The sequence below is a fragment of the Methylobacterium sp. Leaf111 genome, from assembly GCF_001423285.1.
Lineage (GTDB): Bacteria > Pseudomonadota > Alphaproteobacteria > Rhizobiales > Beijerinckiaceae > Methylobacterium.
In genome coordinates this window covers 1-23,110 of sequence record NZ_LMNE01000026.1, presented here as the reverse complement: position 1 = coordinate 23,110, position 23,110 = coordinate 1, and the positions used below count along the sequence as shown (strand labels likewise).

At 60.6% G+C, this 23,110-nt stretch carries 15 protein-coding genes and 4 pseudogenes; 12 read left to right on the top strand and 7 right to left on the bottom strand.

Features of this window, described 5'->3' with window-relative positions:
* Positions 1-236 precede the first annotated feature (236 nt).
* Complete coding sequence (locus tag ASF41_RS23875; RefSeq protein WP_156653306.1) at positions 237-2,585, bottom strand: calcium-binding protein; 2,349 nt, start codon at positions 2,583-2,585, stop codon at positions 237-239.
* 817 nt (positions 2,586-3,402) lie between these two features.
* On the opposite strand from ASF41_RS23875, the gene ASF41_RS14660 reads away from it, so the two are divergent.
* The 3 genes from ASF41_RS14660 (at position 3,403) to ASF41_RS26665 (ending at position 8,431) form a co-directional block, all read left to right on the top strand.
* Positions 3,403-4,395 carry a helix-turn-helix domain-containing protein gene (locus ASF41_RS14660; RefSeq protein WP_056494357.1) on the top strand — a complete coding sequence of 331 codons (993 nt, stop codon included), beginning with the start codon at positions 3,403-3,405 and terminating at the stop codon, positions 4,393-4,395.
* Between the two features lie 240 nt (positions 4,396-4,635).
* Positions 4,636-7,851, top strand: a complete 3,216-nt coding sequence (locus ASF41_RS14655; RefSeq protein WP_082504454.1) for an FG-GAP-like repeat-containing protein — start codon at positions 4,636-4,638, stop codon at positions 7,849-7,851.
* A gap of 169 nt (positions 7,852-8,020) precedes the next feature.
* The gene (locus ASF41_RS26665; protein WP_244479666.1) at positions 8,021-8,431 is read left to right on the top strand and encodes a hypothetical protein; all 411 of its coding nucleotides are present in this window, start codon (positions 8,021-8,023) and stop codon (positions 8,429-8,431) included.
* Positions 8,432-8,621: 190 nt separating this feature from the next.
* Here the strand turns inward: ASF41_RS26665 and ASF41_RS24950 are convergent, their stop codons facing one another.
* The 3 genes from ASF41_RS24950 to ASF41_RS26660 all read right to left on the bottom strand — a co-directional run bounded on the left by ASF41_RS24950 (position 8,622) and on the right by ASF41_RS26660 (position 10,096).
* Complete coding sequence (locus ASF41_RS24950) at positions 8,622-8,957, bottom strand: hypothetical protein (RefSeq protein ID WP_156653305.1); 336 nt, start codon at positions 8,955-8,957, stop codon at positions 8,622-8,624.
* A gap of 390 nt (positions 8,958-9,347) precedes the next feature.
* The gene (locus ASF41_RS24945) at positions 9,348-9,710 is read right to left on the bottom strand and encodes a hypothetical protein (protein ID WP_156389736.1); all 363 of its coding nucleotides are present in this window, start codon (positions 9,708-9,710) and stop codon (positions 9,348-9,350) included.
* Positions 9,711-9,784: 74 nt separating this feature from the next.
* Complete coding sequence (locus ASF41_RS26660) at positions 9,785-10,096, bottom strand: DUF6894 family protein (protein ID WP_082504448.1); 312 nt, start codon at positions 10,094-10,096, stop codon at positions 9,785-9,787.
* A gap of 877 nt (positions 10,097-10,973) precedes the next feature.
* Between ASF41_RS26660 and ASF41_RS24940 the strand changes: the two genes are divergently transcribed.
* Genes ASF41_RS24940 through ASF41_RS14630 form a run of 3 tightly spaced genes read left to right on the top strand, consistent with a single transcriptional unit; the run spans position 10,974 to position 12,105 of the window.
* Positions 10,974-11,297, top strand: a complete 324-nt coding sequence (locus ASF41_RS24940; protein WP_156389737.1) for a hypothetical protein — start codon at positions 10,974-10,976, stop codon at positions 11,295-11,297.
* Positions 11,294-11,689 (top strand): phage holin family protein, encoded by a 396-nt coding sequence (locus tag ASF41_RS24935; RefSeq protein WP_056494348.1) that lies wholly within the window; start codon positions 11,294-11,296, stop codon positions 11,687-11,689. Before ASF41_RS24940 ends, ASF41_RS24935 begins: the two co-directional genes overlap by 4 nt.
* Positions 11,686-12,105: a DUF3618 domain-containing protein gene (locus ASF41_RS14630; RefSeq protein WP_056494346.1), complete on the top strand. Its 420-nt coding sequence runs from the start codon at positions 11,686-11,688 to the stop codon at positions 12,103-12,105. The genes ASF41_RS24935 and ASF41_RS14630 overlap by 4 nt, the downstream gene beginning before the upstream one ends.
* 363 nt (positions 12,106-12,468) lie before the next feature.
* Here the strand turns inward: ASF41_RS14630 and ASF41_RS14625 are convergent.
* A pseudogene (locus ASF41_RS14625) lies at positions 12,469-12,639 on the bottom strand (IS5/IS1182 family transposase); the annotation flags it as partial.
* A gap of 213 nt (positions 12,640-12,852) precedes the next feature.
* Between ASF41_RS14625 and cysC the strand changes: the two are divergent.
* Complete coding sequence (gene cysC, locus ASF41_RS14620) at positions 12,853-13,449, top strand: adenylyl-sulfate kinase (protein ID WP_056494339.1); 597 nt, start codon at positions 12,853-12,855, stop codon at positions 13,447-13,449.
* Between the two features lie 101 nt (positions 13,450-13,550).
* On the opposite strand, the gene ASF41_RS14615 is transcribed toward cysC, so the two are convergent.
* A complete protein-coding gene (locus tag ASF41_RS14615; protein ID WP_082504446.1) occupies positions 13,551-14,657 on the bottom strand; it encodes a TIGR03032 family protein in 1,107 nt (368 codons plus the stop codon).
* A gap of 547 nt (positions 14,658-15,204) precedes the next feature.
* Between ASF41_RS14615 and ASF41_RS26655 the strand changes: the two are divergent.
* From ASF41_RS26655 to ASF41_RS25630, 3 genes and pseudogenes are all read left to right on the top strand, one after another.
* Positions 15,205-15,948, top strand: a pseudogene (locus tag ASF41_RS26655) (integrin alpha); the annotation flags it as partial.
* Positions 15,949-15,958: 10 nt separating this feature from the next.
* Positions 15,959-16,263: pseudogene (locus ASF41_RS26650) on the top strand (integrin alpha); the annotation flags it as partial.
* A gap of 14 nt (positions 16,264-16,277) precedes the next feature.
* Complete coding sequence (locus ASF41_RS25630; protein ID WP_200941277.1) at positions 16,278-19,532, top strand: S-layer family protein; 3,255 nt, start codon at positions 16,278-16,280, stop codon at positions 19,530-19,532.
* A 114-nt stretch (positions 19,533-19,646) separates the two neighbouring features.
* Here the strand turns inward: ASF41_RS25630 and ASF41_RS14600 are convergent.
* Positions 19,647-20,147: pseudogene (locus tag ASF41_RS14600) on the bottom strand (transposase); the annotation flags it as partial.
* 149 nt (positions 20,148-20,296) lie between these two features.
* Between ASF41_RS14600 and ASF41_RS26645 the strand changes: the two are divergent.
* Both ASF41_RS26645 and ASF41_RS23855 read left to right on the top strand, forming a co-directional pair.
* Complete coding sequence (locus tag ASF41_RS26645) at positions 20,297-20,518, top strand: substrate-binding domain-containing protein (protein WP_407067292.1); 222 nt, start codon at positions 20,297-20,299, stop codon at positions 20,516-20,518.
* A gap of 259 nt (positions 20,519-20,777) precedes the next feature.
* Positions 20,778-22,385 carry an ABC transporter substrate-binding protein gene (locus ASF41_RS23855; protein WP_082504457.1) on the top strand — a complete coding sequence of 536 codons (1,608 nt, stop codon included), beginning with the start codon at positions 20,778-20,780 and terminating at the stop codon, positions 22,383-22,385.
* The last annotated feature ends 725 nt before the right edge of the window (positions 22,386-23,110 follow it).

Sequence of the window (23,110 nt, the reverse complement as noted above, 5' to 3'; positions counted from 1 at the left end):
ACGGCGACCCAAAGCCCTTCGTCTGGACTGCCGACCCGGATCGCATCATCCAGGCCGCAAAGCGCGGGCACCAAATGTTAGACTCGCACCACTAGATAGCATGACCAGCCAGCACGCCTTCACAGGATGCAATCGCAAATGCGATAGGGGCGGCAAGTTGCTTCTCGCCGCCCCGATATCAAGTTTTACAATTATTTACCGACCTCTAGCCAATCGGTATACCATTCTTTAGCAGCTTAAACCCACAGGATATCTGCTTGGCTCAATTGTGGATTGCTGTTAAAAGTTGCGATTTGGGAGACGCCACCTTCGTCGGCTCCGTTTGAGTCGAAGGATAAACTGCTGGTAGCCGTGTCGTACACCAAGGTCATGCTAGAACCCGTCGCCATCGCAGCAGGTCCTGAGATGAACGTGACCGAAGCCGGATCCTGTACACCGAACCCCGAGGCGTTCAGGCTGATCGTATCATCCAGTACGTTGAAGCCCCGGATCAGGTCCGACCCTTCGTCAAGGGCCCGGTACACAAAGGTATCGTTACCCGTTCCGCCCGTAAGCGTGTCGGCACCACGCCCGCCAAACAGTTCGTCGTTACCCTCACCACCGTTGAGGAAGTCTACGCCATTCCCACCGGCGAGGAAGTCGTCGCCCGCACCACCATTGAGCTTGTCCTCGCCTAGTCGCCCATACAGGCGATCGTTGCCAGCACCTCCGTCGAGAACGTTGTTGCGATCGTCACCCCGGAGTTGGTCGTTGAAAGCCGATCCAAGGAGATTTTCGATGCTGTCATAAGTGTCGCCAGCAGCATCGCCTTGGTTGACAGAGGGTGTGAGGAGATCGGCCGAAACGCTAGACAGGCTTGTGGCATAACTTGCCGTATCCCGGCCTGCTCCACCGATTAACGCGTCGCTACCACCACCTCCGATGAAGATATCGCTCCCCAGTCCGCCCGACAGCGTATCGTTGCCTGCCCCGCCGACGAGGAAGTCGTTGGCAGTGCCTCCGGTGACGATGTCATCTCCCATTCCAGCGTTGAAGTAGTAGGAGCGATCTCCCTGCACGGCCGTGAGTGTGTCGTTGGCGGAGGTGCCGAGTGTTACTACCTCGAACTGATCGCCACGCTCTGCGCCGCTGACGAGGTCACGGACGTCGAAAGTGACGCCGGCCCCTGCTGTGAAGGTGATGCCCTCGTCGTCGTAGCGGGAGATCGGACCGCTCAAGTTGCCAGAGCCGTCTTCTGCCTGGAGCCGGACGGCGAGGCCGCCATCTTGATTGGCCATCGTGTTCGAGTCGCTCGGGTTGCCGTTACCGACCTGACCCGAGGTGAATGTCAGGCGGACCTGACCGGGGGTGGCGCTATTGACCGTCACCACGTCAGAGCCATCGCCGAGGTTCACTGTGTCAGCTCCGTCCGTCGAGACGTTCGCGATCACCGTGTCGTTGCCAGCTCCACCAAAAATGCTGTCACTGCCGCCACCGCCAATGAAGCTGTCGTTTCCACCATTGCCCGAGAGCTGGTCGTTGCCGCCCCCGCCGACCAAGAAGTCGTTGCCTTCACCGGCGGCGACCACGTCATCGCCCATGCCGGCGTTGTAGTAGAAGTTCTGACCGCCACGGAAAGGCGGAAAGAACGTGAGTGCGTCGGCGCCGCTGGTTCCCTGAACCACGCCCTCGAAGGTGTCGCCTCGGGCAGCGCCCGATACAAGGTCGCGCACGTCGAAGGTGATGCCCTGCGTGCCAGCAAGGAAGGTCGTGCCCTCGTCGTCGTAGCGGGAAATTGGCCCGGTCAGGTTGCCGCTTGCGTCTTCGGCCTGAACGCGCACAGCAAGGCCGCCATCTTGGTTCAGCATGGTGTTCGCGTCGGAGGCGTTGCCATTCCCAACCTCGGCCGAGGTGAAGGTGAGGCGGATGTTACCAGAGCCACCGTCGAACCGATCAAATCGAACAGTGTCGTTGCCGGCTCCTAAATTCACCAGATCGGAACCATCGGTATAGACATTGACACCGAAAGTGTCGTCGCCATCCCCTCCGAATACGCTGTCATTACCGGAGCCACCGCTGATCGTATCGTCGCCGGCGCCAGTCGAAATGATGTTAGCACCGCCGCCGCCGAATACGACGTCGTCTGACGATCCTGTTGTGAGCGTGTCGTTCCCGTTACCGCCCGTGATCTGTGCGCGGACATTCCCAGTGTTCACCGCGTTGTCGCCGCTATCAGACAAATTGAAGTTCACAGACTCAAAACCTGTGATGAAGGTACCGTCGGATGCGGTGCCGGTCCCCCTGTTGTCGAGGGTTAGTGTTATGGGAGGTGCAGAACCAGCAACAGGACCGTTGAAGTTAAAGTTTACTTGAAGGAAGTCGCTACCGGAGCCGCCGTTTAAATAATCAAGCTTGCCGCCGGTAACAAAATCATCGCCTGATCCTGCGTTTACAAAATCTCGCTTCGGGTTAACTGACCCGGCAAAAATATTAGCAGGGCGATCGACCGAGTCGATCGTATCGTTTCCTGCAAAACCGTTGATGACATCCTCTTCCTCAGTGCCGTTTAGGACGTTATTACCGTCATCGCCACTAATTCTAGCCATAGAGTCATCTCCCTTGCACGCAGCCTAGAATGCACGTGTGACACACAGGCTTGCGATACGGGCGATACGTACGGTTAACCAAGATGGTTTCAGCCCCATTGGATAATGATCACGATTTTTATGAGATCAATTTTTTGTCATATTCAGATTTCAGCATCAGCTAAACCGATTTTCATCCGCTTCTCGTAATCGTGATGGATGATAGATACCAGTTAATTCGTAGGGTATCGGGCATGAGAATTCGGAGCCGTAGACAGGCCTTTCGACGTCGTCTGAAACTTTCTCATCGTAAGGAGTTTCCCGGGTGCAACCTTTCCCGATAATTTATGCCTAAGCTTAAGAGGCGCACACGCTCTGCTGGTTTGCTGGAATCAGCCGGCAACGAAGATATCTGAGCAGCTATGAAAGGCGTCCGGGGGCTATCGGCGCAGCGTCGTACCAAAAGGCGGCCGCAACAGCTGACCTACTCACCGGTATGCTCCTACGAGCCCCTGACACCATATCGTTCTCTCGTCCTCTGTCAGGCAGACAAGCCTGTCCGTACGGGCATACCCACTCGGACAGGACTTGCGTCACATCCCATGCGTAGTGAGGCTCCAGAGTAGCTGCGTGTCATTCACTCCATGAGGGGCCGGCCAAAGGCTCGGAGTACGTCATCAGGATTTGCGGTTTGCAGGAACAAGGAGTTCCGAGCATTGGGGGGCTCAGTCACAAGCCCGAGAGACGCGTAGATCAGATCCTCTCTCGACTTGACGGTGCATGCGCGCGCTGATTGTGCTCGGCCCGCACCTGCCTCGTCGCGAAGCTGAAAGCCTGCATGGAGACCCTCAGCTTCAAAAGTCGTGACTACGCCGACAGCGGCGCCTTCGACGCCTACAGGGATCTCTACAGTGGCGGCTCGGATGTCACTGCGCTGGGCGCGAACTTCGCGGCCACGGTCAGGGGCATCCGTTTTCCCCAACTCCTCCTGTTCGACCGCACCCTGCAGGGCGTCTCGCACGAACGCACCCGCCGGCGGGTCGGGGCCGATGCGTTCGAGCATCTCATGCTGCAGCTCGTTGTCGAGGGCCGCATGATGGTCCTGGCCGGCAACGTGGTGCGGGTGGTCGAGGCCGGCGAACTCGTCCTGTTCGACCTGACCCAGCCCCAGCGCACCTGGACGGCCTCGGCCCGCATCATCACGGTGGCGGTCGCCCGCGCGGTGGTCGTCGGTACGCTGCCCGTGGCCACCGACCTGCACGGCACCGTGTTGCCCCGGATCGGGAGCGAGCTGCTCCAAGACTTCCTGCTCTCGCTGGCCCGCAATGGAGATCGGACGCACGCCCAGATGGCGGCTGCAGCCACCGCTACAGTCGGAGCGCTGCTGCTCGCCACCTTGGGTGGAAGGACGGCCGCTTCGGAGGACGCCCCCCTCGTGGGAGCGGCCCGGGTAAACCTGATCCTCGAGTTCATCGATGCCAATCTGGTCCGGCCCGACCTGACGCCCGAGATCATCTCGACCCAGTCGGGCATCTCCCGGACCGCACTCTACCGCCTGTTCGAGCCGCTGGGCGGGGTCGCTGCTCAGGTACAGAAGCGACGGCTGCGGGCGATGCGCTTGGCCCTGACGCGCCAGGGCGACAGTCGCTCGATCGGTGAGATCGCGATCGCGTGCGGCTTTGTCAGCGCGAGTCATGCGAGCCGTAGCTTTCGGGCGGGTTTCGGTCTCACGCCGCGCGAGTTCCGGGAGGCGAGCCTGAAGGTCGCGGGGGCGAAGGCTGCCATGCCGATCGACGCCGTGTTGCAGCGCTGGTTCGACGAGGTTCGCTAAGGCGCCTGACCGCCGATCTGGGGCCGAAACTCCTCTCATCTACGTAGTTGGGACGCTCGGGCACGAGATTGGAACGCTCAGACCAGGGCTACTTATATCTAAGCAAAAAATATATCTCTATATAATTCGATCAAAGAAGCCTGTTTGAAGTGTTATCATATGTGTTTACGCATATGTCATATCGCGTAACTTCGCCATCTCAAGCGGTTTAATTTCAATATTACTATTTTGGAGCAAGATATGCCAACAAGTTTTGATAATGGTAATGAGTATTATGCTGGCGGCGCCGCATTTAATACAAAACTATCTGATGTTAATGGTGATGGAAGGCTCGATATCCTGACATCATTGGTATACGCTCGTGGTGCAGTATCTGTTCTGCTCGGAAACGGGGATGGCACATTTTCCGAACCATTGTTCACCGAGTTTGGGAAGCAGAGTTCCTTTATTGCAACTGCGGACGTGAACGGGGACGGCAAAATCGATCTCCTCACCTCTCAAGGTGGATCTAATACAATTGAAATCCGGCTAGGCAATGGCGATGGTACCTTTAAGCCTTTTAGGGTATACGACGGTGAAGAAGACGTAACATCTATTGCTGCGGCAGATGTCGATGGCAATGGAATTATTGACATCATTTATACAAATCAATACAGCGCCAATGTATCGGTTCGCTTTGGACAAGGAGACGGCAATTTCTCTGGTGCCACGAATTATGAAACTGGTGGCCGGCCTTACGTCGTCGTAGCGGCGGACGCGAACCAGGATGGCAATCTGGATCTCATCACAGCTGATGCCGATAGTAGCCAAGTGACGGTTCGGCTTAACAATGGGGATGGCACTTTCGCCGGAGCTACGGCGTTCGCAACTGCCTATTTCCCGAGCTTTGTTGTAGCCGCGGACTTAAACGGCGACGGCAAGATCGACCTCGTTACGGCGGATCAGGGAGCCGGCGCTGTCTCTATCCTGCTGGGACGCGGGGATGGCACTTTCGGGGAAAGGACCGACTTTGAAACCGGTCCTGAGACGTCCTCCATTAGCGTGAGTGACGTGAACGGCGATGGCAAACTCGACCTAGTTGCGGCTGTTACCAGTGAAAACGTTGTATCCGTCTTATTAGGCCGTGGGGATGGTACGTTCAATTCAACAGCTAGATACAACACCGGGAGTGTTCCTTTTTATGTAGCTACAGGAGACATAAATGGCGACGGTAAACCCGATATTGTCGCTGGTAACACTGGTGGAGAGACCGTCTCGGTCTTCATAAATACCAGCACAAACGAAGCGCCCATGGCGCAAGACGTGAGCCTCATCACCCGTGAGGATGTGCCGCTCACCGGCACCCTCGTGGCCACCGACGTCGACAGCCCGAGCCTGAGCTACGCCGTCGGCACCGGCCCGAGCCACGGCACGCTGGCTCTGAACACGGACGGCTCCTTCACCTACACGGCCGACGCGAACTACAACGGCACCGACAGCTTTACCTACACGGCCAACGATGGTGCCGCCGACAGCGCGGTGGCCAGCGTCAACCTCACCGTCAACGCCGTCAACGACGCGCCCACCGGCACGCCGAGCGCGGTGCTACCCGCCGGCCGCGAGGACGTCGCCTACACCCTGACCAAGGCCGATCTCCTTGTCGGCCTCTCGGATGCTGACGGCGATACCCTATCCATCGAGAACCTGACGGCCAGCGTCGGCACCGTCACGGCCAACGCCGATGGCAGCTACACCATCACCCCGCCCGAGCACTTCAGCGGCGCGGTGAGCCTGAGCTACGCCGTCCTCGACGGCCAGGGCGGCTCGCTGTCCACCAGCCAGAGCTACACGCTCACCCCGACCAATCCCAACACGCTCGTGGGTACCACGGGTGACAACACCCTCACGGCACCGAGCGCCGCTGGCTGGACCCTGAACGGTCTTGACGGCAACGACAGTCTGGTGGGGAACGCCGGCGCCGACATCCTCAACGGCGGAGCCGGCAACGACAAGCTCGACGGCGGCCTCGGCGCCGACCAGATGGATGGGGGCCGCGGCGACGACGTCTACACCGTCGACAACACCGGCGACGTGGTGATCGAGGCGGCCAATGCCGGCATCGACCGGGTGATCGCCAGCGTCAGCTACACCCTGGGCGACAACGTCGAGAAGCTGACCCTGTTCAAGAGCGCGAGCATCACCGGCACCGGCAACGCCCTAGCCAACACCCTGGTGGGTAACGTCTCGGCCAACGTGCTCGACGGCAAGGAGGGCAACGACATCCTCACGGGCGGGGATGGCCGCGATACCTTCGCCTTCACCACCGCACTGGGGGCGAGCAACATCGACCGCATCACCGACTTCACGGTCGGCGCGGACACCATCCGGCTCTCGGCTAGCGTGTTCAGTGCGCTCGCCAGCGGCGACCTTGACGCTTCGGCCTTCAAGGACCTGAGCACGGGCGCGATCGATGGCGACGACCGCATCCTGTACGACCACCGCACCGGTGCCCTGTCCTACGATGCTGATGGTAGCGGCAGCAGAGCGGCCATGCAGTTCGCGCTCCTCGACAACAAGGCGGTGCTGACGGCGACCGATATCCGCATCGGGGCGGTCCTGGCCGGGGGGGCAACGAACGGGCCCGACACGCTCGTTGGAACCAACGGCAACGACCTCCTCGACGGCAAGGGCGGAGCCGATCAGATGAGCGGCGGGTTGGGCGACGACACCTACGTCGTCGACGATGCCGGAGACGTCGTGGTGGAAGCCGCGGGGCAAGGGGTCGACACCGTGCGGACCACGCTGACGAGCTATACGCTCACCGCCAACGTGGAGAAGCTGGTCTCCGCCGGTACTAGCGCCTTCATGGGTACCGGCAACGATTTGACCAACACGATCACGGGTAATGCCGGGGCGGACAAGCTCGACGGCAAGGCCGGGGCTGACATCCTGATCGGTGGGGCGGGCAACGACACCTACTACGTCGACAATGCCGGTGACGTGGTGGTGGAAGCGGCGAGCCAGGGGGTCGACCGGGTGGTGGCCCAGGTGAGCTACACGTTGTCGGACCATGTCGAGAACCTGACGCTGGGTACCAGCGCGGCGCTCAACGGCACCGGCAACGGGTTGGCCAACGTCGTCCAGGGCAATGCCGGCGCCAACGTGCTCGACGGGCGGGCCGGGGCCGACACCCTGACGGGTGGGGCGGGCAACGACACCTTCGTGTTCCGCATCGGCGAGACGCAGGGTGACCGGATTACGGACTTCACCGGGGCGGGGTCGGCCAAGGGTGATGTCCTGGCGTTCTACGGCTTCGGTACAGGCGCCACGCTGAGCCACGCGGCGGGCTCTGACCTCTACACGATCAAGGCGGACGCCGATCATGGCGGGATGAGTGAGACGTTCCAGCTCGTCGGCGTGACCAACCTCGACCTCGGCATGGGTGCCGGCCACAACGACGCCCTGCTGTTCGCCTGAGAGCCGCACGCTGAAGACAAATGAGCCCGCGGCGCCACCCGACGCCGCGGGCCTGCTTCGTTTTACCAGAGCCACTCCAACCGGACAGCAGTCCTATTCATGTAATTGTCGGATATCCGACCGTTTTCTTTACAAAGATGACAACAGCATCTTTCGATTGCTGAATGGCATGTCGAAGGATGCTAGGTGTCAGTCCGGACTGACGTCCAAGCACGACCGCGCGGATAAGCGCTGCCATCATGAGGTTGTCGCGAGCCAAAACGAACCCTTTTCGGTGACCGTGCGTTTGCCCTCCCACTTCGTTGGTCGAAGAAAATTGGAGGCTTCAATGCGTAAGGTGTTGCTCGTGACGGCCGCCATGGGCGGGCTGATCCTCCAGGAGGCTCCCAGCTTTGCGCAGGGCTTCCGGTTCGGCCCCGGCGGCGTGGAGATCGATGATGGGCGCGGCTACCGTGAAGATCGTGAGGAGCGCCGCTACCGCAGAGTGTGCCGCGAGCTTCGCGACGCTTGCGAGAACAAGGACCGCTACGGTGAGGAAGGCCAAGGCAACTGCCGACGCTATCGCCGCACTTGCGGCTGACGGGCAGCACACCTGAACCGCAGAAGCGAAATGGAATGATGTCCAAGCTGATACGCTGAGGCTCACGGCTCGGCCGTCGAACGCCGGGTACTCGATACGTCTAACGCTGCTACGGGAGGAACCCGGCATGAGGAGGCTGTGGGTTACAGCACTCGTAGGTCTGAGTTTTTTCGGCGCGATAAGCTCGGCCTCAGCTCAGCGAGGGGGTCGTGACTACGGCCACGACGAGCGGGATTATGGCAGTCGAAGCTATGGCGAGCGCGACGGCGGTGGTGATCGCGGGTACGATGACGATGACGATGATCGACCGGGTGAACGCGGCCGCAGCTACGACAATGGCCAAAGTAACGAGCGGCGTCGCAGATACGATGAAGATCGGGATCGCCAGCCCGGTCGCGGGTACGACAATGATGACCGGAGACGGAAGCGTAATCGTGGGTCTCAGCAAGAGCCTGAGGCCGCGTTCGACGAAGAGGACTACCTGCGTTGCAACCCTGATGTCGCCCAAGCCGTAGAACGAGGCCAAATGCCGTCTGGGGATTTTCATTACAAGACATTCGGGCGCCGTGAGGGGCGACACCTCACCTGCCCGATGAAGCTCTAAAAGCCCAGTTGCAAACGCCGACCCGCTGAAGCACTGGCCCTCTTAAGTGTCTAAGTGCTTCCATATCCGTACTTATGCAAACTCGCAGCTCTCACCGGCTGTCGCGCTCATACGATCTGCGTAGAGCTGCTTGTCTCAGCGGAGGTACAGCCGCCTAACGAAACGCTCGACCTTGGGGTGCGCAGCGCCAATCAGTGCGACAGCGCCAAGGGCTCCCGAGAGCATGATGAGGCAGCCAAATCAGTCATCCAGGCATGCTCAGCCATAGCGAGCCGTTTAACGAGGTGACGCAGCGCCGTGGGGCAGCGTGCCTCACCCTGTTGTCAGGCGAGCGCGGCGTTGTAACAACCAGTCGATCCCCCAGCTCGTGAGGTAAATCACCAGAGCCAAGACGACGGCCAGCCCCGCAGGACGCAGATCCGGCATCCCAGACACGCTGCCCTGCTCAACCACCTTGAGGGAAGAGCTTCCAACAGCCCCAATCACGGGAACGCCGCCCATCATCGTCACACGTCGACACTTCTGAGCGGGATGGAGGGGGTCGAGCCCGCCTGGAAGGCAGGCAGGAAGAGGCCGAGCTTCCCAGGCGGCATGACCGGCCAGCGCGAACGCCAGCAGCACGCATGGAACGGTGAGTGCTAGGCCGAAGCGCCGGACCCACGAGCGTTGAAGCATGACGGCTTATCCTCTGGGGCGGAGCGCTGTTGCAGGCCGGCGGTGCATAGAGCTTCCTCTGCGCCCATCCCGCCTCAGCCAGGCCGGTTTGATGACGGCCGATGCTTGGATGAGCGAGGCCGACGCTTACGAGAGGCCAGCGGGGCATCCTCGTCCGGCAGCAGATCCGTGAAAGGCACCGTAAACAGCGGTCGATGCTCGGCGTCCGCCACAGCGAATTGGTAGCTGGTCAGCTGCGGATTGCGAATGCAGTCTCCGTGCGAGGTAAACCTAGCGCCATGGCGAGCCAGCGTCAGCGCCGCGTCATCATCGCGACAGTCCAGCCCCTGATAGTCCAGGCACACCAAACCAGAGTGGGATTGGACGTCGAAGAAGTATGTTGGCATGGCGCCCTCCGCCCCTGCCCCCTCCCAAGACGCTCAGGCTGTTGGTCGCCCTAGTCTCATGAAGAGAGTGTCGCTCCGATCTGATCGGCTGTCACCCTGCTTCTCACCACGCGCACAGCGCCGCTTCCCCTCAAAAGGCATTCCAGTCTGGGAAGACGGGTTCGCGCGGAGACCCTCCATCCAGCGTAGCTATGCACCGCTGGTATGCCACGTTTGATTTCTGAGCGATTGAGGCGGGGCGAGCAGCGTGAGACATGCAAAGCTCGACAGCGCGGCGATGGCGTCGCCGCGCTGTCCCTTAGTTGGGCGTTTCCTCCCTAGACTTCGGGCCGCTCCTTGTGGGCGGCCCTTTTTGTGTCTGGACTGCCGGCTTGTAGCGGGCGCCTACTCTTCCCGGCAAGCACCATGTTTCATCATCCTGTAAGAGGTGGTGATATGTTGCGCAGGTACGCCTGCCCAAGAATGCACCCCTTTCCCAGACATCCAATCCGACAAGCTTTTAGGCGGAGAAAACCGTCGGATATCCGACGCCATCAAGCTATGTGCGTGGCGTACGCAGCCTTTCTAGGCATACGGGTCGAGACCCGACTTGAAATAACTGGGTTGGGTGGATTTCTGCCGGTTCGGTTTCAGGTTCAGAATTTGGAATAGTGGACGCTGGCTCCGCCAGCGGCGGGTTTTGGAACCGCTATGACCCTACGCCGTTCCAGTCTCGCTTTATTCACGCTCTCGTGACGGGAAGGCGATCATGACTTCCGGGCCTCAAACATCGACGAATTCCGCGCCGCACGGACCCCAAGTTGACAAAGGCTTCGCTGCGAACGTCCGGGGTCAGGCCCAGGATTACGTTGCTCGTCGCAAGCAGGACGCGGTTAGGGTGGTCTCGGACGTGGCCGGGGCCATTCGCGGAGCCGGCGCGGGCTTCGAGGATGCGCCTAACGTGAAGGCGTTCTTCGACAAGGCTGCCGAGGGCGTCGAGGAGCTCTCCGCCGATATCGGCCGCCGCACGGTCAGCGAGCTCTACGACGAGCTCGACGCTGCGGTGAGGCGCCGGCCTGGGGTGACCCTGGCCGTGGCGGCCGCCGCCGGCTTCGCTCTCTACCGACTGTTGGGCGCGTCCGGCGTCAGGCCGATCCCGCGGTCCCGGGCCGTGGTCCCCGTCGACGTGTTGCCGGTCCCCGACCTGGATGGCCCCGCATGAGCGAGCCCTCGCGTAGGACCGTCCCGAACCTGATCGGCGATGCGGTCCGCGAGGCCCGGGACCTCGTCTCGACGGAGATCGCGCTCCTCCGGGTCGAGATGACCGATAGCCTGCATCATCTCACCCTTGCGCTGAGCCTGTTCATCGCGGCCGGCGTGTTCGCCATGGCAGGGGTCGTCGTGCTGATCCTGGCGTTGGTGAAGGGCCTCGCAGTTCTCCTGCACTCCGAGGCGCTCTCAGCCCTTGTCGTCGGCGGCGTGTTCGCGGCCCTCGCCGTCAGCTTGGCCCTGTTGGGGCGCAGCAAGGCAACCCTCTCGGGGCTGGAGCCGACCCGGACCGAGCGGCAGGTTGGGCAGGACGTCACCATCATCACGGAGCGCATGGGCGAATGAGCAAATCTGTCGATGAGTTGGAGCGCGACGTCGAGGCGAGCCGCGGAAGGCTGGACGGCACGCTAGCCGAACTCCAATCCCGCCTGAACCCATCGAGCCTCGCCGAGGAACTGACCGGTACGCGCGATCCCGCCGGCTCGGCGGCGCTGGCGGCCGGGCGCTTGTCCGACACGGTGCGTGCGAACCCGCTTCCCGTGCTCCTGATCGGTGCTGGCTTCGCCTTCCTTGCCTTTGCGACGGTGCGACAGGCGGCCGAGCGCCGCCGCCTGCGCGTCCTCTCGGAGGAAGCCCTCAAGGCTCCGTCGGATGCCTCCTTGCCTGGCAATCACCCGGATCGACTTGAGGAGAAGCTCGAAGAGGCGCTGGAGGAAACCTTCCCAGACAGCGATCCGGTATCGGTCAGGATCACGAAATAGGCTGCCTTCGATTTCCTGATGGTACGAACTAGCAAATGCTTCAGGGAGAGGGCGGGCGCGTTGCAGACGTCTGTTTCCAGGAACAGCGCAGGCTACCTTGAACGGTAGGGCTGGATCGAGACCCGTCAGGCCGCTTTACGGTTAGGTCGGGGCAGCACCGGCCGGCGCACTGTGTCGGGTATACCGTCGTTTTGTTGGCACCGCGATGCTGCGATGCGTGGAGCCTCGACGCTCCAGGGATGGGCCAACCAAGTCAGACGGCTTCATCGACCCTTGTAAAGCGGGTGGGCAGGCGCCGAGTTGGCCTTGCAACGTCCTGTTCGGAGAAGATTATTTCGGACAGCGAATGTTTGCGACAGGCCCGGCGGGCTGCCCGCGCGCCGGATAGACGTCGGCAAACGCCGCGTCGGTGAAGATGGGACCGAGGCGGTCCCGCAGCAGCAGGTAGGGATTGCCGCGGCGAAACGCGGTTCGAGCGATCCGGGCGGTGTCCTCAGGCACCGCCCGGAGCACGGATTGCGGGCGGAGCGACATGAGTGGCCTCCGGGCGGGACGGCCACCCTACACCCAGACCATCACCGCTCGGAATTCGCCAACAGGGTCCGACCGTTTATCGGACTGTCAGGAAGATTTCATTTGGACCGTTCCCGTGCTTCTCCAAAAAAACTCCCAGAAACTCATGCTCCCTTCTTGTAGCCGCGGAATTGGTGTAGTTCGGCATCAGCCGCCTCATGATCGGGCTGTACGTTGTCAAGCAATCTTTTGAAGCAAGTCATTCAGACACGTGAAGCGCGGTGGTCTCGCCTAGGACAGCGGCCTGTCATCGCTTGGTTCACGGGTCTGTCGGGATCTGGCAAATCGAGCATCGCCAATGCCGTCGATCATGCCCTGACGAATTGCGGACGCCACACCATGGTGCTCGATGGTGACAACCTCCGCTGTGGGCTGAACCGCGACCTTGGATTCAGCGCTAAGGATCGCGATGAGAACGTGAGGCGGACAGCCGAGACGGCGGCCCTGATGGCCGAGGCCGGGCTGATCACGATCGTCTCACTGATTTCGCCCTTACGTGCAGAGCGAGAGAATGCCCGCCGCATCGCGAATGACGTCACCTTCCTTGAGGTCTTCGTGAGCGCGCCGCTATCACTCTGCGAGGCTCGCGATCCTAAAGGTCTGTACCGACGAGCTCGCAGAGGAGAGATCCCGAATTTCACAGGGATCTCCGCACCTTACGAACCACCCGCCGACCCCGACCTTACGGTCATCACCGAAGATCAGACCATCGCAGAGTCCGCCAGCCACCTGATTGACAGACTCCTGTCGCTCAGCGCGTGGAACAGTTGACGTATCTGGCATTTTGGTCGGCACAATAAGCGCCTATGGAACCTGCCCTCACGCTACCCATCGGATCGGCTCGCTGGACGAAGATCTGATCAGCTGCTGCATCAACCCGGCTCGATCGAGAGAACGCGGTTGATCTCCTCGCCCTTGAGGCCAATCAGCCCAGGATGGACCACGCCTGGTAGGGCAGCCACGTCAAACAGCTCGCGCACCACGCCCTCGATCCGCAGCCACTCCACCGTGTCGCCGCTGCGCGTGTCGATGACGAGCAAGCCGCAGCGGGCCTGAGCGCCCCGAGAGGCCAGAGCAGCATCGAGCGGCAGACCCTGGAAGGTACGGTTCTCGCGCGCCAACGACAGGCCAACGAGCGCGTAAGGTCCGAGGAAGCTCAAGCCGCGGGCGTAGCCAGGGCAGAACGCGACGGCCTCGAAGCGTCCCCCCACTTCATCCCAGTAGCCGAGTTCGCCCCGGCCTGAGTTCAGCAGCCAGAGCCGGCCGTCGTGCCAGCGCGGCGAGTGCGGCATCGACAGGCCCGACAGCACTGCCTCACCCGTCTCGACAGAGATCAGCTGTCCCGCCCCTGCCCGTCCCTCGCGCCAACCGTCGCTCACATCGGATGGGGCGACCACGGTCACGTGGGTTGGTACGCCATCCTTGAGCGCCATGCCGTTGAGGTGGCAGCGGTCCTCCGGTGCGAGCCGGCTGACGAAGGAGGGCCGCCAGAGCGGACGGAAGCTGTGACCGTCTGAGACCGCTGCCAGACACGAGAACAGGGTGTTGGCGAACACCGGACGCCCGCCCACGCCAAAGCCAATATCGTGGGCATCGAGGTCACCGGTGATCCAGCAGGCATGGGGTGCGTAGAGGGCGTCGCGTCCGTCGGCGGTCTCACCGGGAGCGAGCACGGTGTCGAAGCGAACGATCTGGTTGCGGGTAGCCAAGAGCAGGCTGCGGCTGTCCTGCGAGACCGCCAATCCCATGCAACGAGCGAACGAGCGCTCGAACACGCCAAGGCGTCCGTCCGGCCTCAGGCCGATCAGGAAGAGCTTACCGGCCTGGTAGGTGGTGAAGGCCAGGCTGGTGCGCTGGGTGGCGAGCCAGTCGGAGAAGTGCCGCGAGGTCGAAAGCACGAACGGCTCGGTCCTGGTCTGGTCCGGATCGGCTAGACTTGGGGTCCGGTCTGTCTCGGAAGGCGCGAGCGCGGTGGCCATCTGCGGTTTGCTCCAAGCTGGCCCATGAGGGCGCAGGTGTCGGGTTAGTCGATAAGGATCATGCAGTTACCGGCATCGACAACTTGGCAAGGGATGGGCCCTCGCAGCAGCCAAACGACCTCTGTGTTGCTGCATACCAACTTTACAGCTTAAGATGTGAGTTGATCCCGTCTCGCATTCTTGGATTGCAAATCTTCGCCGCGCCTTGAATGGAGCCGATACCTTGCCGCCAGAATCAACCATCGGCCACGTTTGAAGCTGTACTACCTAAGTTACAGCATAATGCGTGTCGTGCGAGGCTTTCTGTGGTCAGAGGCTGGATGGGTGGCACATGAATGCTTGTAGCACGGCATTGACCGGGCTAGAGCGAGGTGTGATTAATTTTTCGTGAGCCCAGGTTGTCAATGGTCAAGGCAGTCCTGGGGCGCTTCGGCTCAGGCTGAATGGGGCGGATGCCGAGGTGCTGCCTCAGGCGGATCTACCCTGGTTCAGCGCAGGCTTGCGATGATGGGCACGACGGGTCTCGTCGAACAGGGGCAGGCGGATCATGATGCAGTTTCCAGCCACGATCGCGCTCTCGAGCCTCGACGGCACGAACGGCTTTCGCCTCGACGGCGCGGCGGCCAGCGACCTAAGCGGCCGCTCAGTGTCCTCAGCGGGCGACATCAACGGCGATGGCTTCGATGACCTCATCGTTGGAGCCAGTCTTGCTGATCCGAACGGCCAGAGCCGTGCCGGTTCGAGCTACGTGGTGTTCGGCCATGCCGGTGGCTTCAGCCCGACCCTGGCCCTGTCGAGCCTGAACGGGACTAACGGCTTCCGCCTCGATGGTACTGCCCGCTACGACGGAAGCGGCTACTCGGTGTCCTCGGCGGGGGATGTCAACGGCGATGGCTTCGCTGACCTCATCGTTGGGGCCTACGGTGCCGATCCGAACGGCCAGAGCCGTGCCGGTTCGAGCTACGTGGTGTTCGGCCATGCCGGTGGCTTCAGCCCAACCCTGGCCTTGTCGAGCCTGAACGGGACTAACGGCTTCCGCCTCGATGGTGCTGCCCGCGATGACCAAAGCGGCTTCTCGGTGTCCTCGGCAGGCGACGTCAACGGCGACGGCTTCGATGACCTCATTGTTGGGGCTTGGGCTGCCTTTCCGAACGGCTTACGCGCTGCCGGTTCGAGCTACGTGGTGTTCGGCCATGCCGGTGGCTTCAGCTCAACCCTGGCTCTGTCGAGCCTTGACGGCAGCACAGGCTTCCGCCTCGACGGCGCTGTGGCCGATGACCGAAGCGGTCGCNTCGAGCTACGTGGTGTTCGGCCATGCCGGTGGCTTCAGCTCAACCCTGGCTCTGTCGAGCCTTGACGGCAGCACAGGCTTCCGCCTCGACGGCGCTGTGGCCGATGACCGAAGCGGCTACTCAGTGTCCTCGGCAGGCGACGTCAACGGCGACGGCTTCGATGACCTCATTGTTGGGGCTTGGGGTACCGATCCGAACGGCTTACGCGATGCCGGCTCGAGCTACGTGGTGTTCGGCCATGCCGGTGGCTTCAGCTCAACCCTGGCTCTGTCGAGCCTTGACGGCAGCACAGGCTTCCGCCTCGACGGCGCTGTNCTCGAGCTACGTGGTGTTCGGCCATGCCGGTGGCTTCAGCTCAACCCTGGCTCTGTCGAGCCTTGACGGCAGCACAGGCTTCCGCCTCGACGGCGCTGTGGCCGATGACCGAAGCGGTCGCTCAGTGTCCTCGGCAGGCGACATCAACGGCGACGGCTTCGATGACCTCATCGTCGGGGCCTGGACTGCCGATCCGAACAGCTTACGCGATGCCGGTTCGAGCTACGTGGTGTTTGGTCATGCCGACGACTTTAGCCCGACCTTGGCCCTGTCGAGCCTGAATGGCAGCAACGGCTTCCGCTTGGATGGCGCGGCAGTTAACAGCTCCAGCGGCGACTCGGTGTCCTCGGCGGGCGACGTCAACGGCGACGGCTTCGATGACCTCATCGTTGGAGCCCGTTTTGCCGCTCCAAACGGCAGCTTCTCCGGTTCGAGCTACGTGGTGTTCGGCCATGCCGGTGGCTTCAGCTCTACCGTGGCCCTGTCGAGCCTCAACGGCAGCACAGGCTTCCGCCTCGATGGCGCGGCGTACGGCGATCGAAGCGGCAAAACGGTGTCCTCGGCGGGCGACGTCAACGGCGACGGCTTCGATGACCTTATCGTCGGAGCTTACGGTGTCGACGCGAACGGCTTAGGCGATGCCGGTTCGAGCTATGTTGTGTTTGGCGGTCCCGCGAACGCCCTGCCGACGGTGTCGGTGGCCGATGCCAGCATAGTCGAGGGTGATGCTGGCACCAGCGCGCTGAGCTTCACCCTCACCCTTAGCCAGGCTCGCAGCCAGCCCGTCACCGTCGCCTACGCCACCAGCAACGGCACCGCCTTGAGCGGATCGGACTACACCGCCACATCCGGCAGCTTCACCTTCGCCCCCGGTACCACCACCGGCAGCATCAGCGTGCAGGTCATCGGCGATACGCGGCTCGAGGGCGACGAGAAGTTCAGCCTCGTCCTGTCCAGCCCGAGCGGGGCCGTGCTCGATCGCAGCACCGCCACGGGCACGATCACCAACGACGACACAGCCCCGGTCTACGAGATCAGCGTCGATCCTGCCTCCGTCCTGGAGGGTAACGCCGGGACGGGCAACACCGTCACCTACACGGTCAGCCGCACGGGCGACACGTCCCAAGCCGGCACCGTGATGGTGGACCTCTCGGGTACGGCCACCAGCGGTAGCGATTACACGGTAGCAGGTCTGACAACGGACAGCGCCGTCCTCTTCGCAGCCGGTGACATCACGGCCACCTTCACCGTGACCAGCACACCCGACACGTTGGTCGAGGCCAATGAGACGGTGCTGGCCACGCTCAGCACCATCACGGCCGGGGGCACGCTCGGCGCAGCCTTCTCGGCCGAGGCCACCATCACCAACGACGACGTGCGCAGCTACGCAATCGCGGTGTCACCCGCCACGGTGGCCGAGGCCAGTGCTGGTGTCGGCAATACCCTGACCTACACGGTCAGCCGCAGCCAGGCCGGCGTGGCGGCCAGTGTGGCCATCGATCTGAGCGGCAGCGCAGGCAGCTCGGACTACACCACCAGCCTGCAGGATGGTCACATCAGCTTTGGCGCGGATGATCTCAGCGTCAGCTTCATGGTCACGACCACACCGGACACTTTGTCCGAAGGTGACGAGACCGTGGTCGCCACGCTGACGGCTCCTGCCGGCAGTGTCGTGGTTGGCCCTGCCGCCGTCACGGGCACGATCACCAACACCCCACCGGCCACGGGCGGCGCGCAGACCATCATCGGCACGGCCAATGCCGACACGCTGACGGGCACGTCGGGCAACGACACGCTCGATGGGCTGGGCGGCAACGACAAGCTCGATGGTGGGCTTGGCGCCGACACGATGAACGGCGGCGCCGGCAACGACACCTACACGGTCGACAATGCCGGTGACGTGGTGGTCGAACTCGCCAGCCAGGGCAGCGACCGGGTGATCTCCAGCGTCACCTACACGCTCACCGACAATGTCGAGAACCTGACGCTCTTCAAGAGCGCGGCCATCAACGGCACCGGCAACGACTTGGCCAACGTGCTGGTGGGCAACGCCTCCGCTAACGTGCTCGACGGTAAGCTCGGGGCCGACACTCTGACGGGAGGGGCCGGTGCCGACACCTTCGCCTTATCCACGGCGCTGGGCGCCGGCAACGTCGATCGCATCGCCGACTTCGTAGTCGGTGAGGACACGATTCGCCTCTCCGCCAGCGTGTTCAGCGCTCTTGCCAGCGGTAGCTTAGCCGCCTCGGCCTTCAAGGAGCTTAGCACGGGTACGCTCGATGGCGATGACCGCATCCTGTACAACAAGGGCACGGGTACGCTGTCCTACGATGCCGATGGGAACGGCAGCGCTTTCACGGCCGTGCAGTTCGCCACGGTCAGCATCAACACGGCCCTGACGGCAGCCGACTTCCGCGTTGGAGCGAGCGTGGCGGGGGGGGCGACGGACGGTCCTGACACGCTGATTGGCACGGACGGCAATGACCTCCTTGACGGCAAGGCGGGCGCCGACACCATGAGCGGCGGCTTAGGCGATGATGTCTACGTCGTCGACAACGCCGGCGACGTGGTCACCGAGCAGGTGGATCAGGGCACCGACACGGTGCGGACCTCGCTGACGAGCTACGTTCTCACGGCCAACGTCGAGAAGCTGGCTTTCACGGGCACCAGCGCCTTCACTGGCACCGGCAACGCTCTGGCCAACACCATCATGGGCAACGCGGGCGCGGACAAGCTCGACGGCAAGGCCGGAGCCGACACCCTGATCGGCGGGGCAGGGTCCGACACCTACTATGTCGACAATGCGGGCGACGTGGTGGTTGAGCTAGCCGGCCAGGGTACGGACCGGGTGATCGCGCAGGTGAGCTACACGCTGTCGGCCAACGTCGAGAACCTGACGCTGTCCACCAGCGCGGCGCTCAGCGGCACCGGCAACGCACTCGCCAACACGGTCGTGGGCAATGGCGGCGCCAACGTGCTCAACGGCAAGGGCGGGGCGGACACCCTGACGGGTGGGTTGGGCAACGACACCTTCGTGTTCCAACGTGGCGAGACCAGCGGCGACAAGGTGCTGGACTTTAGCGGCGCTGGTGGCGATCGCCTCGAGTTCCGCGGCTTTGGTACGAATGCGACGCTCACCCAGGAAGGCAGCTCGGACTTCTACATGATTACGGCGGGTGCCGGTGGAGCGAGCGAGACGTTCCAGCTCGTGGGTGTGAAGAACCTCGACCTCGCCGCGGGCAGCAACGACTTCCTGCTCGTCGCCTGACGCACTCCAATAAGTTCCTATGCTCGCCTCTTGAACTGACCGGCCGGCTTTCGACCGGGCTATTTAAGAGGATCAGCGTAGGCACTTGGTGATAGGCCTTGCGGGTCAGGTGGCCTAAGCGAGCTCCATGAGCGGGGTCCAGTTCCACGGAAGCAGTTCACCCAGGCGTTGGGCTGGATGCTCAGCGATGCGAGTGAGAACGTCCCGCAGGTAGGCCTTGGTAGCAAGACCGTTCAGCTTGGCCGTCTCGATCAAGGTGTAAAAGGCGGCTGCCCGCTCGGCGCCCCGATCCGAGCCAGCGAACAGGTAGTTCTCGCGCCCGACAGCAACGCCGCGGAGCGCCCGCTCGGCTGGATTGTTGTCGAGCCCGATCCGGCCGTCGTCGAACACCCGGGTCAGCGCGCGCCATCGGCTCCGCATGTAGCGGAACGCTTTGGCGAGGTCCGAGGGACCGGAGAGCTGCGGAAGGATCGTCTCGGCCCAGGCTCTCAAGGCCTCGGCCCGCGGTCAGGATCGGTCCTATCGCCGTCGCTGTCGCTCATCGAGCGCCTAGCCAGCGATCTCGCGTTCGACCGCGTAGAGGGCGCCGATGCGCTCCAGCGCCTCCCCGGCGATGGCCGAGCCGGCTGTCCGAAATAATCTTCTCCGAACAGGACGTTGCAAGGCCAACTCGGCGCCTGCCCACCCGCTTTACAAGGGTCGATGAAGCCGTCTGACTTGGTCAACACTGCCCCACCGAGCCAGGGTACACCCACGCTGAGAGCATAATTTTCTGCGGCAAAAATCTTTGCGACWGGCCCGTTGATGTCGGTCTCTGGCGTGGACGTGGTTGGTCCATTCCCCCTGAGGTGCAGTCCTTCGTCGTGCTGACCGGAGGGATAGCTGCGGCTACCCCAAACAAGGCCCAGGCCGAGGCATTCTTCGCGTTTCTCAAGTCTCCTCCTGCGGCGACGGTCATTCGTACCAAAGGTTTGGAGCCGGGCTGATCGATCAGACAATTTTCGGGCCCTGACAGCCTGTCGTGAGGGAAGACGGAGGTATTTCGAAATACGGATCGGTAATGTACGCCGCTCGCCGAGACCCAAACAACACTTGACAAATTTTCTATTTTAATCGAGATTTCAATAAGAAATCCGATTTGCTAAATAATTCGGTAGTTAATAGTGATTACATCAAAGGCTTTGAGCAAAAACAAATAGAAAATAATATTTGATAATATAAATACCAATATCATGGGAGGAAAAAATGCGTAATATCTCGTTTTTTCTGGCATCATGTGTATTACTGATTGGCATTGGCGGGGCTAGGTCACAAACACCGCCCCCTAAAGTCAAATTCAATTTTGCATATAAAGGGGATCTAAAATCCCTTGATCCCTACACGTTGAAGGAAAGCTTCGCGATTGCGATGCATTCCGCAGTTTATGAAACTCTTATTTCACGGGATAAGGATCTAAGGATTGCACCTGGGCTCGCCGAGAGTTGGGAGACGTTAGAGCCTACTCGCTGGAGGTTCAAACTTCGGAGAAATGTGAAGTTTCATGATGGTGCTGATTTCACAGCAGATGACGTGATATTCTCGGCGACACGTGTCAGGGCACCAGGATCTAATTTCAAAACAAACATTCCTGAAGACGCGGAATTTGTCAAAGTCGATGACCATACCGTCGACATGTTGCTAAAAAAACCAAATCCTATTGCAATAAACCAGTTCAATAGCTGGTTTATAATGTCCAAGACATGGAGCGAGAAAAACTCATCAACTACCCCAGCCGCAGTAGGTGCGACGACTTCAAATCACGCCACGCTGAACGCAAATGGGACCGGACCGTTTAGCGTTTCCGAGCATTTGCCAGGTGTAAGGACTGTTTTCAAAAGAAATGCTTCTTACTGGGATAAGATTGATTCAAATCTTGACGAGGCAACTCTCCATACGATCGAGAATGATGCGACAAGAGTTGCAGCGCTTCTATCTGGAGATGTTGACTGGATCGATCCTGTTCCGTCCCAAGACGTTCAAAGAATTCAGTCAAGCGGCAAGGCGGTCGTGCTGGCAGGGCCTGAGTTGCGAACAATATATATTGGAATGGACCAATACCGCGACGAACTGAAATACTCGGATGTCATGGGAAGTAATCCATTTAAAGATATTAGAGTTAGAGAAGCTTTTTTTAGAGCAATAGATGAAGATGCAATAGTCAACAAAGTGATGCGAGGAGATGCAACGGCAACTGCCCTTCTAATCGCACCATCGCTCTATTCACGCTCAACGGAATTTAAGCGTCCAGGACATGATCCGCTACGTGCGAAAGCTTTGCTATCCGAAGCTGGCTTTCCGAACGGATTTTCTCTTGTAATGGATTGCGCGTCTGATCGGTACGTCAACGGCGAAGCTATTTGCCAGGCTGTCGTCTCGATGCTTTCACGGGTTGGAATTAAGATCACTCTTAATTCTCAGCCGAAAGCTAAATTTTTTACGAAAGTTCTGGCCCCCGCCTATGATACATCATTCTATTTACTTAGCTGGATGCCTTCATCTCTTGATGCTCATAATGTGTTGTACGAAGTTATGGGATGTCGTATGGGCACGACGGGCGGACGAGGAAGTTGGAATGTTGGAAACTATTGTAATCCAAACTTAGATAAAATTACAGATACTATCGAGTTGGAGACAGACATTTCTAAACGAGACGCTTTAATCAAAGACGCGTTCCAAACCATCATTTCGGACTGGGGTGTAATACCATTGCACCAGCAGTCTATTGCTTGGGGTGTATCGAAAAATGTTAGCCTGGTACAAAGGCCTGATAACGAGCTTTTATTATACTGGGTAGTCAAAAAAAACGAAATGTAAATTTGTGATTCTACGTGCCGCTTCCTCTCACCTTGCCCGACTGGCATGTCTGTCGGCTTTGGCGAAATCAGGTTACTGCCTGGCAGCCGAGGGGTGGCAGGCAGCATTTTGATCTGAACCGCGTTACATTGAGCGTTCCGCATATAGTGAGGGCTGGCGGTCAGGATGCGCGGATCAAAACCTTCGGCCGACCAGGCAGGTATTCCTGTCACCAACAGGAACAGTGCAGCACAAGCAGACTGGACGTTCCGGAAGAGCACTACCCAGTTGATCGGCTGAGCCGTCATTCCTCGGTCCGCCCCCTATGCTAATCGATGTGCCTCCTCGCCATGAGCCTGGGTAGGCCAAGTCCCGCATACGCCAGCGCGAGGAGGCATAACAATCAATTCGCGGCGGGGCCGGTGCAAGCGGAGCTTTACACGGGTCAAGATCCTGAGCTTTTGAATTTCGAACATCGTTTCCCAACGAGTTTGAACGTCAGGGAAACGCTCGTTTTCTCAACGTTCGAAAAGTGCCTCCGTTTTTTGAACCGCTTCTTCGAGGCAGCTGTCGGGAAAGGCTACCTAGAAATCATCCGTCAGAAAAACGGTCTTTTTGAAACCTGACGCTCTTCATTCGTAAGCGGTGTCTGGAGCCGCCCTTCCCGGGTTGATTGCGATGGGGGATTCTGACGGTCCCGGGTTCGGATCGTTTTATGTCTATGCTTGAGGATATGGTCGAGCCGC

Excerpts from the sequence above, each read along its gene's own strand:
- ASF41_RS24945 (WP_156389736.1), bottom strand. The coding sequence starts at position 9,710 with ATGCTTCAACGCTCGTGGGTCCGGCGCTTCGGCCTAGCACTCACCGTT.
- ASF41_RS23875 (WP_156653306.1), bottom strand. The coding sequence starts at position 2,585 with ATGGCTAGAATTAGTGGCGATGACGGTAATAACGTCCTAAACGGCACT.
- ASF41_RS14660 (WP_056494357.1), top strand. The coding sequence starts at position 3,403 with ATGGAGACCCTCAGCTTCAAAAGTCGTGACTACGCCGACAGCGGCGCC.
- ASF41_RS23855 (WP_082504457.1), top strand. The coding sequence starts at position 20,778 with ATGCGTAATATCTCGTTTTTTCTGGCATCATGTGTATTACTGATTGGC.
- ASF41_RS14615 (WP_082504446.1), bottom strand. The coding sequence starts at position 14,657 with ATGGCCACCGCGCTCGCGCCTTCCGAGACAGACCGGACCCCAAGTCTA.
- ASF41_RS26665 (WP_244479666.1), top strand. The coding sequence starts at position 8,021 with ATGTCGAAGGATGCTAGGTGTCAGTCCGGACTGACGTCCAAGCACGAC.
- ASF41_RS24935 (WP_056494348.1), top strand. The coding sequence starts at position 11,294 with ATGAGCGAGCCCTCGCGTAGGACCGTCCCGAACCTGATCGGCGATGCG.
- ASF41_RS26660 (WP_082504448.1), bottom strand. The coding sequence starts at position 10,096 with ATGCCAACATACTTCTTCGACGTCCAATCCCACTCTGGTTTGGTGTGC.
- ASF41_RS14655 (WP_082504454.1), top strand. The coding sequence starts at position 4,636 with ATGCCAACAAGTTTTGATAATGGTAATGAGTATTATGCTGGCGGCGCC.
- ASF41_RS14630 (WP_056494346.1), top strand. The coding sequence starts at position 11,686 with ATGAGCAAATCTGTCGATGAGTTGGAGCGCGACGTCGAGGCGAGCCGC.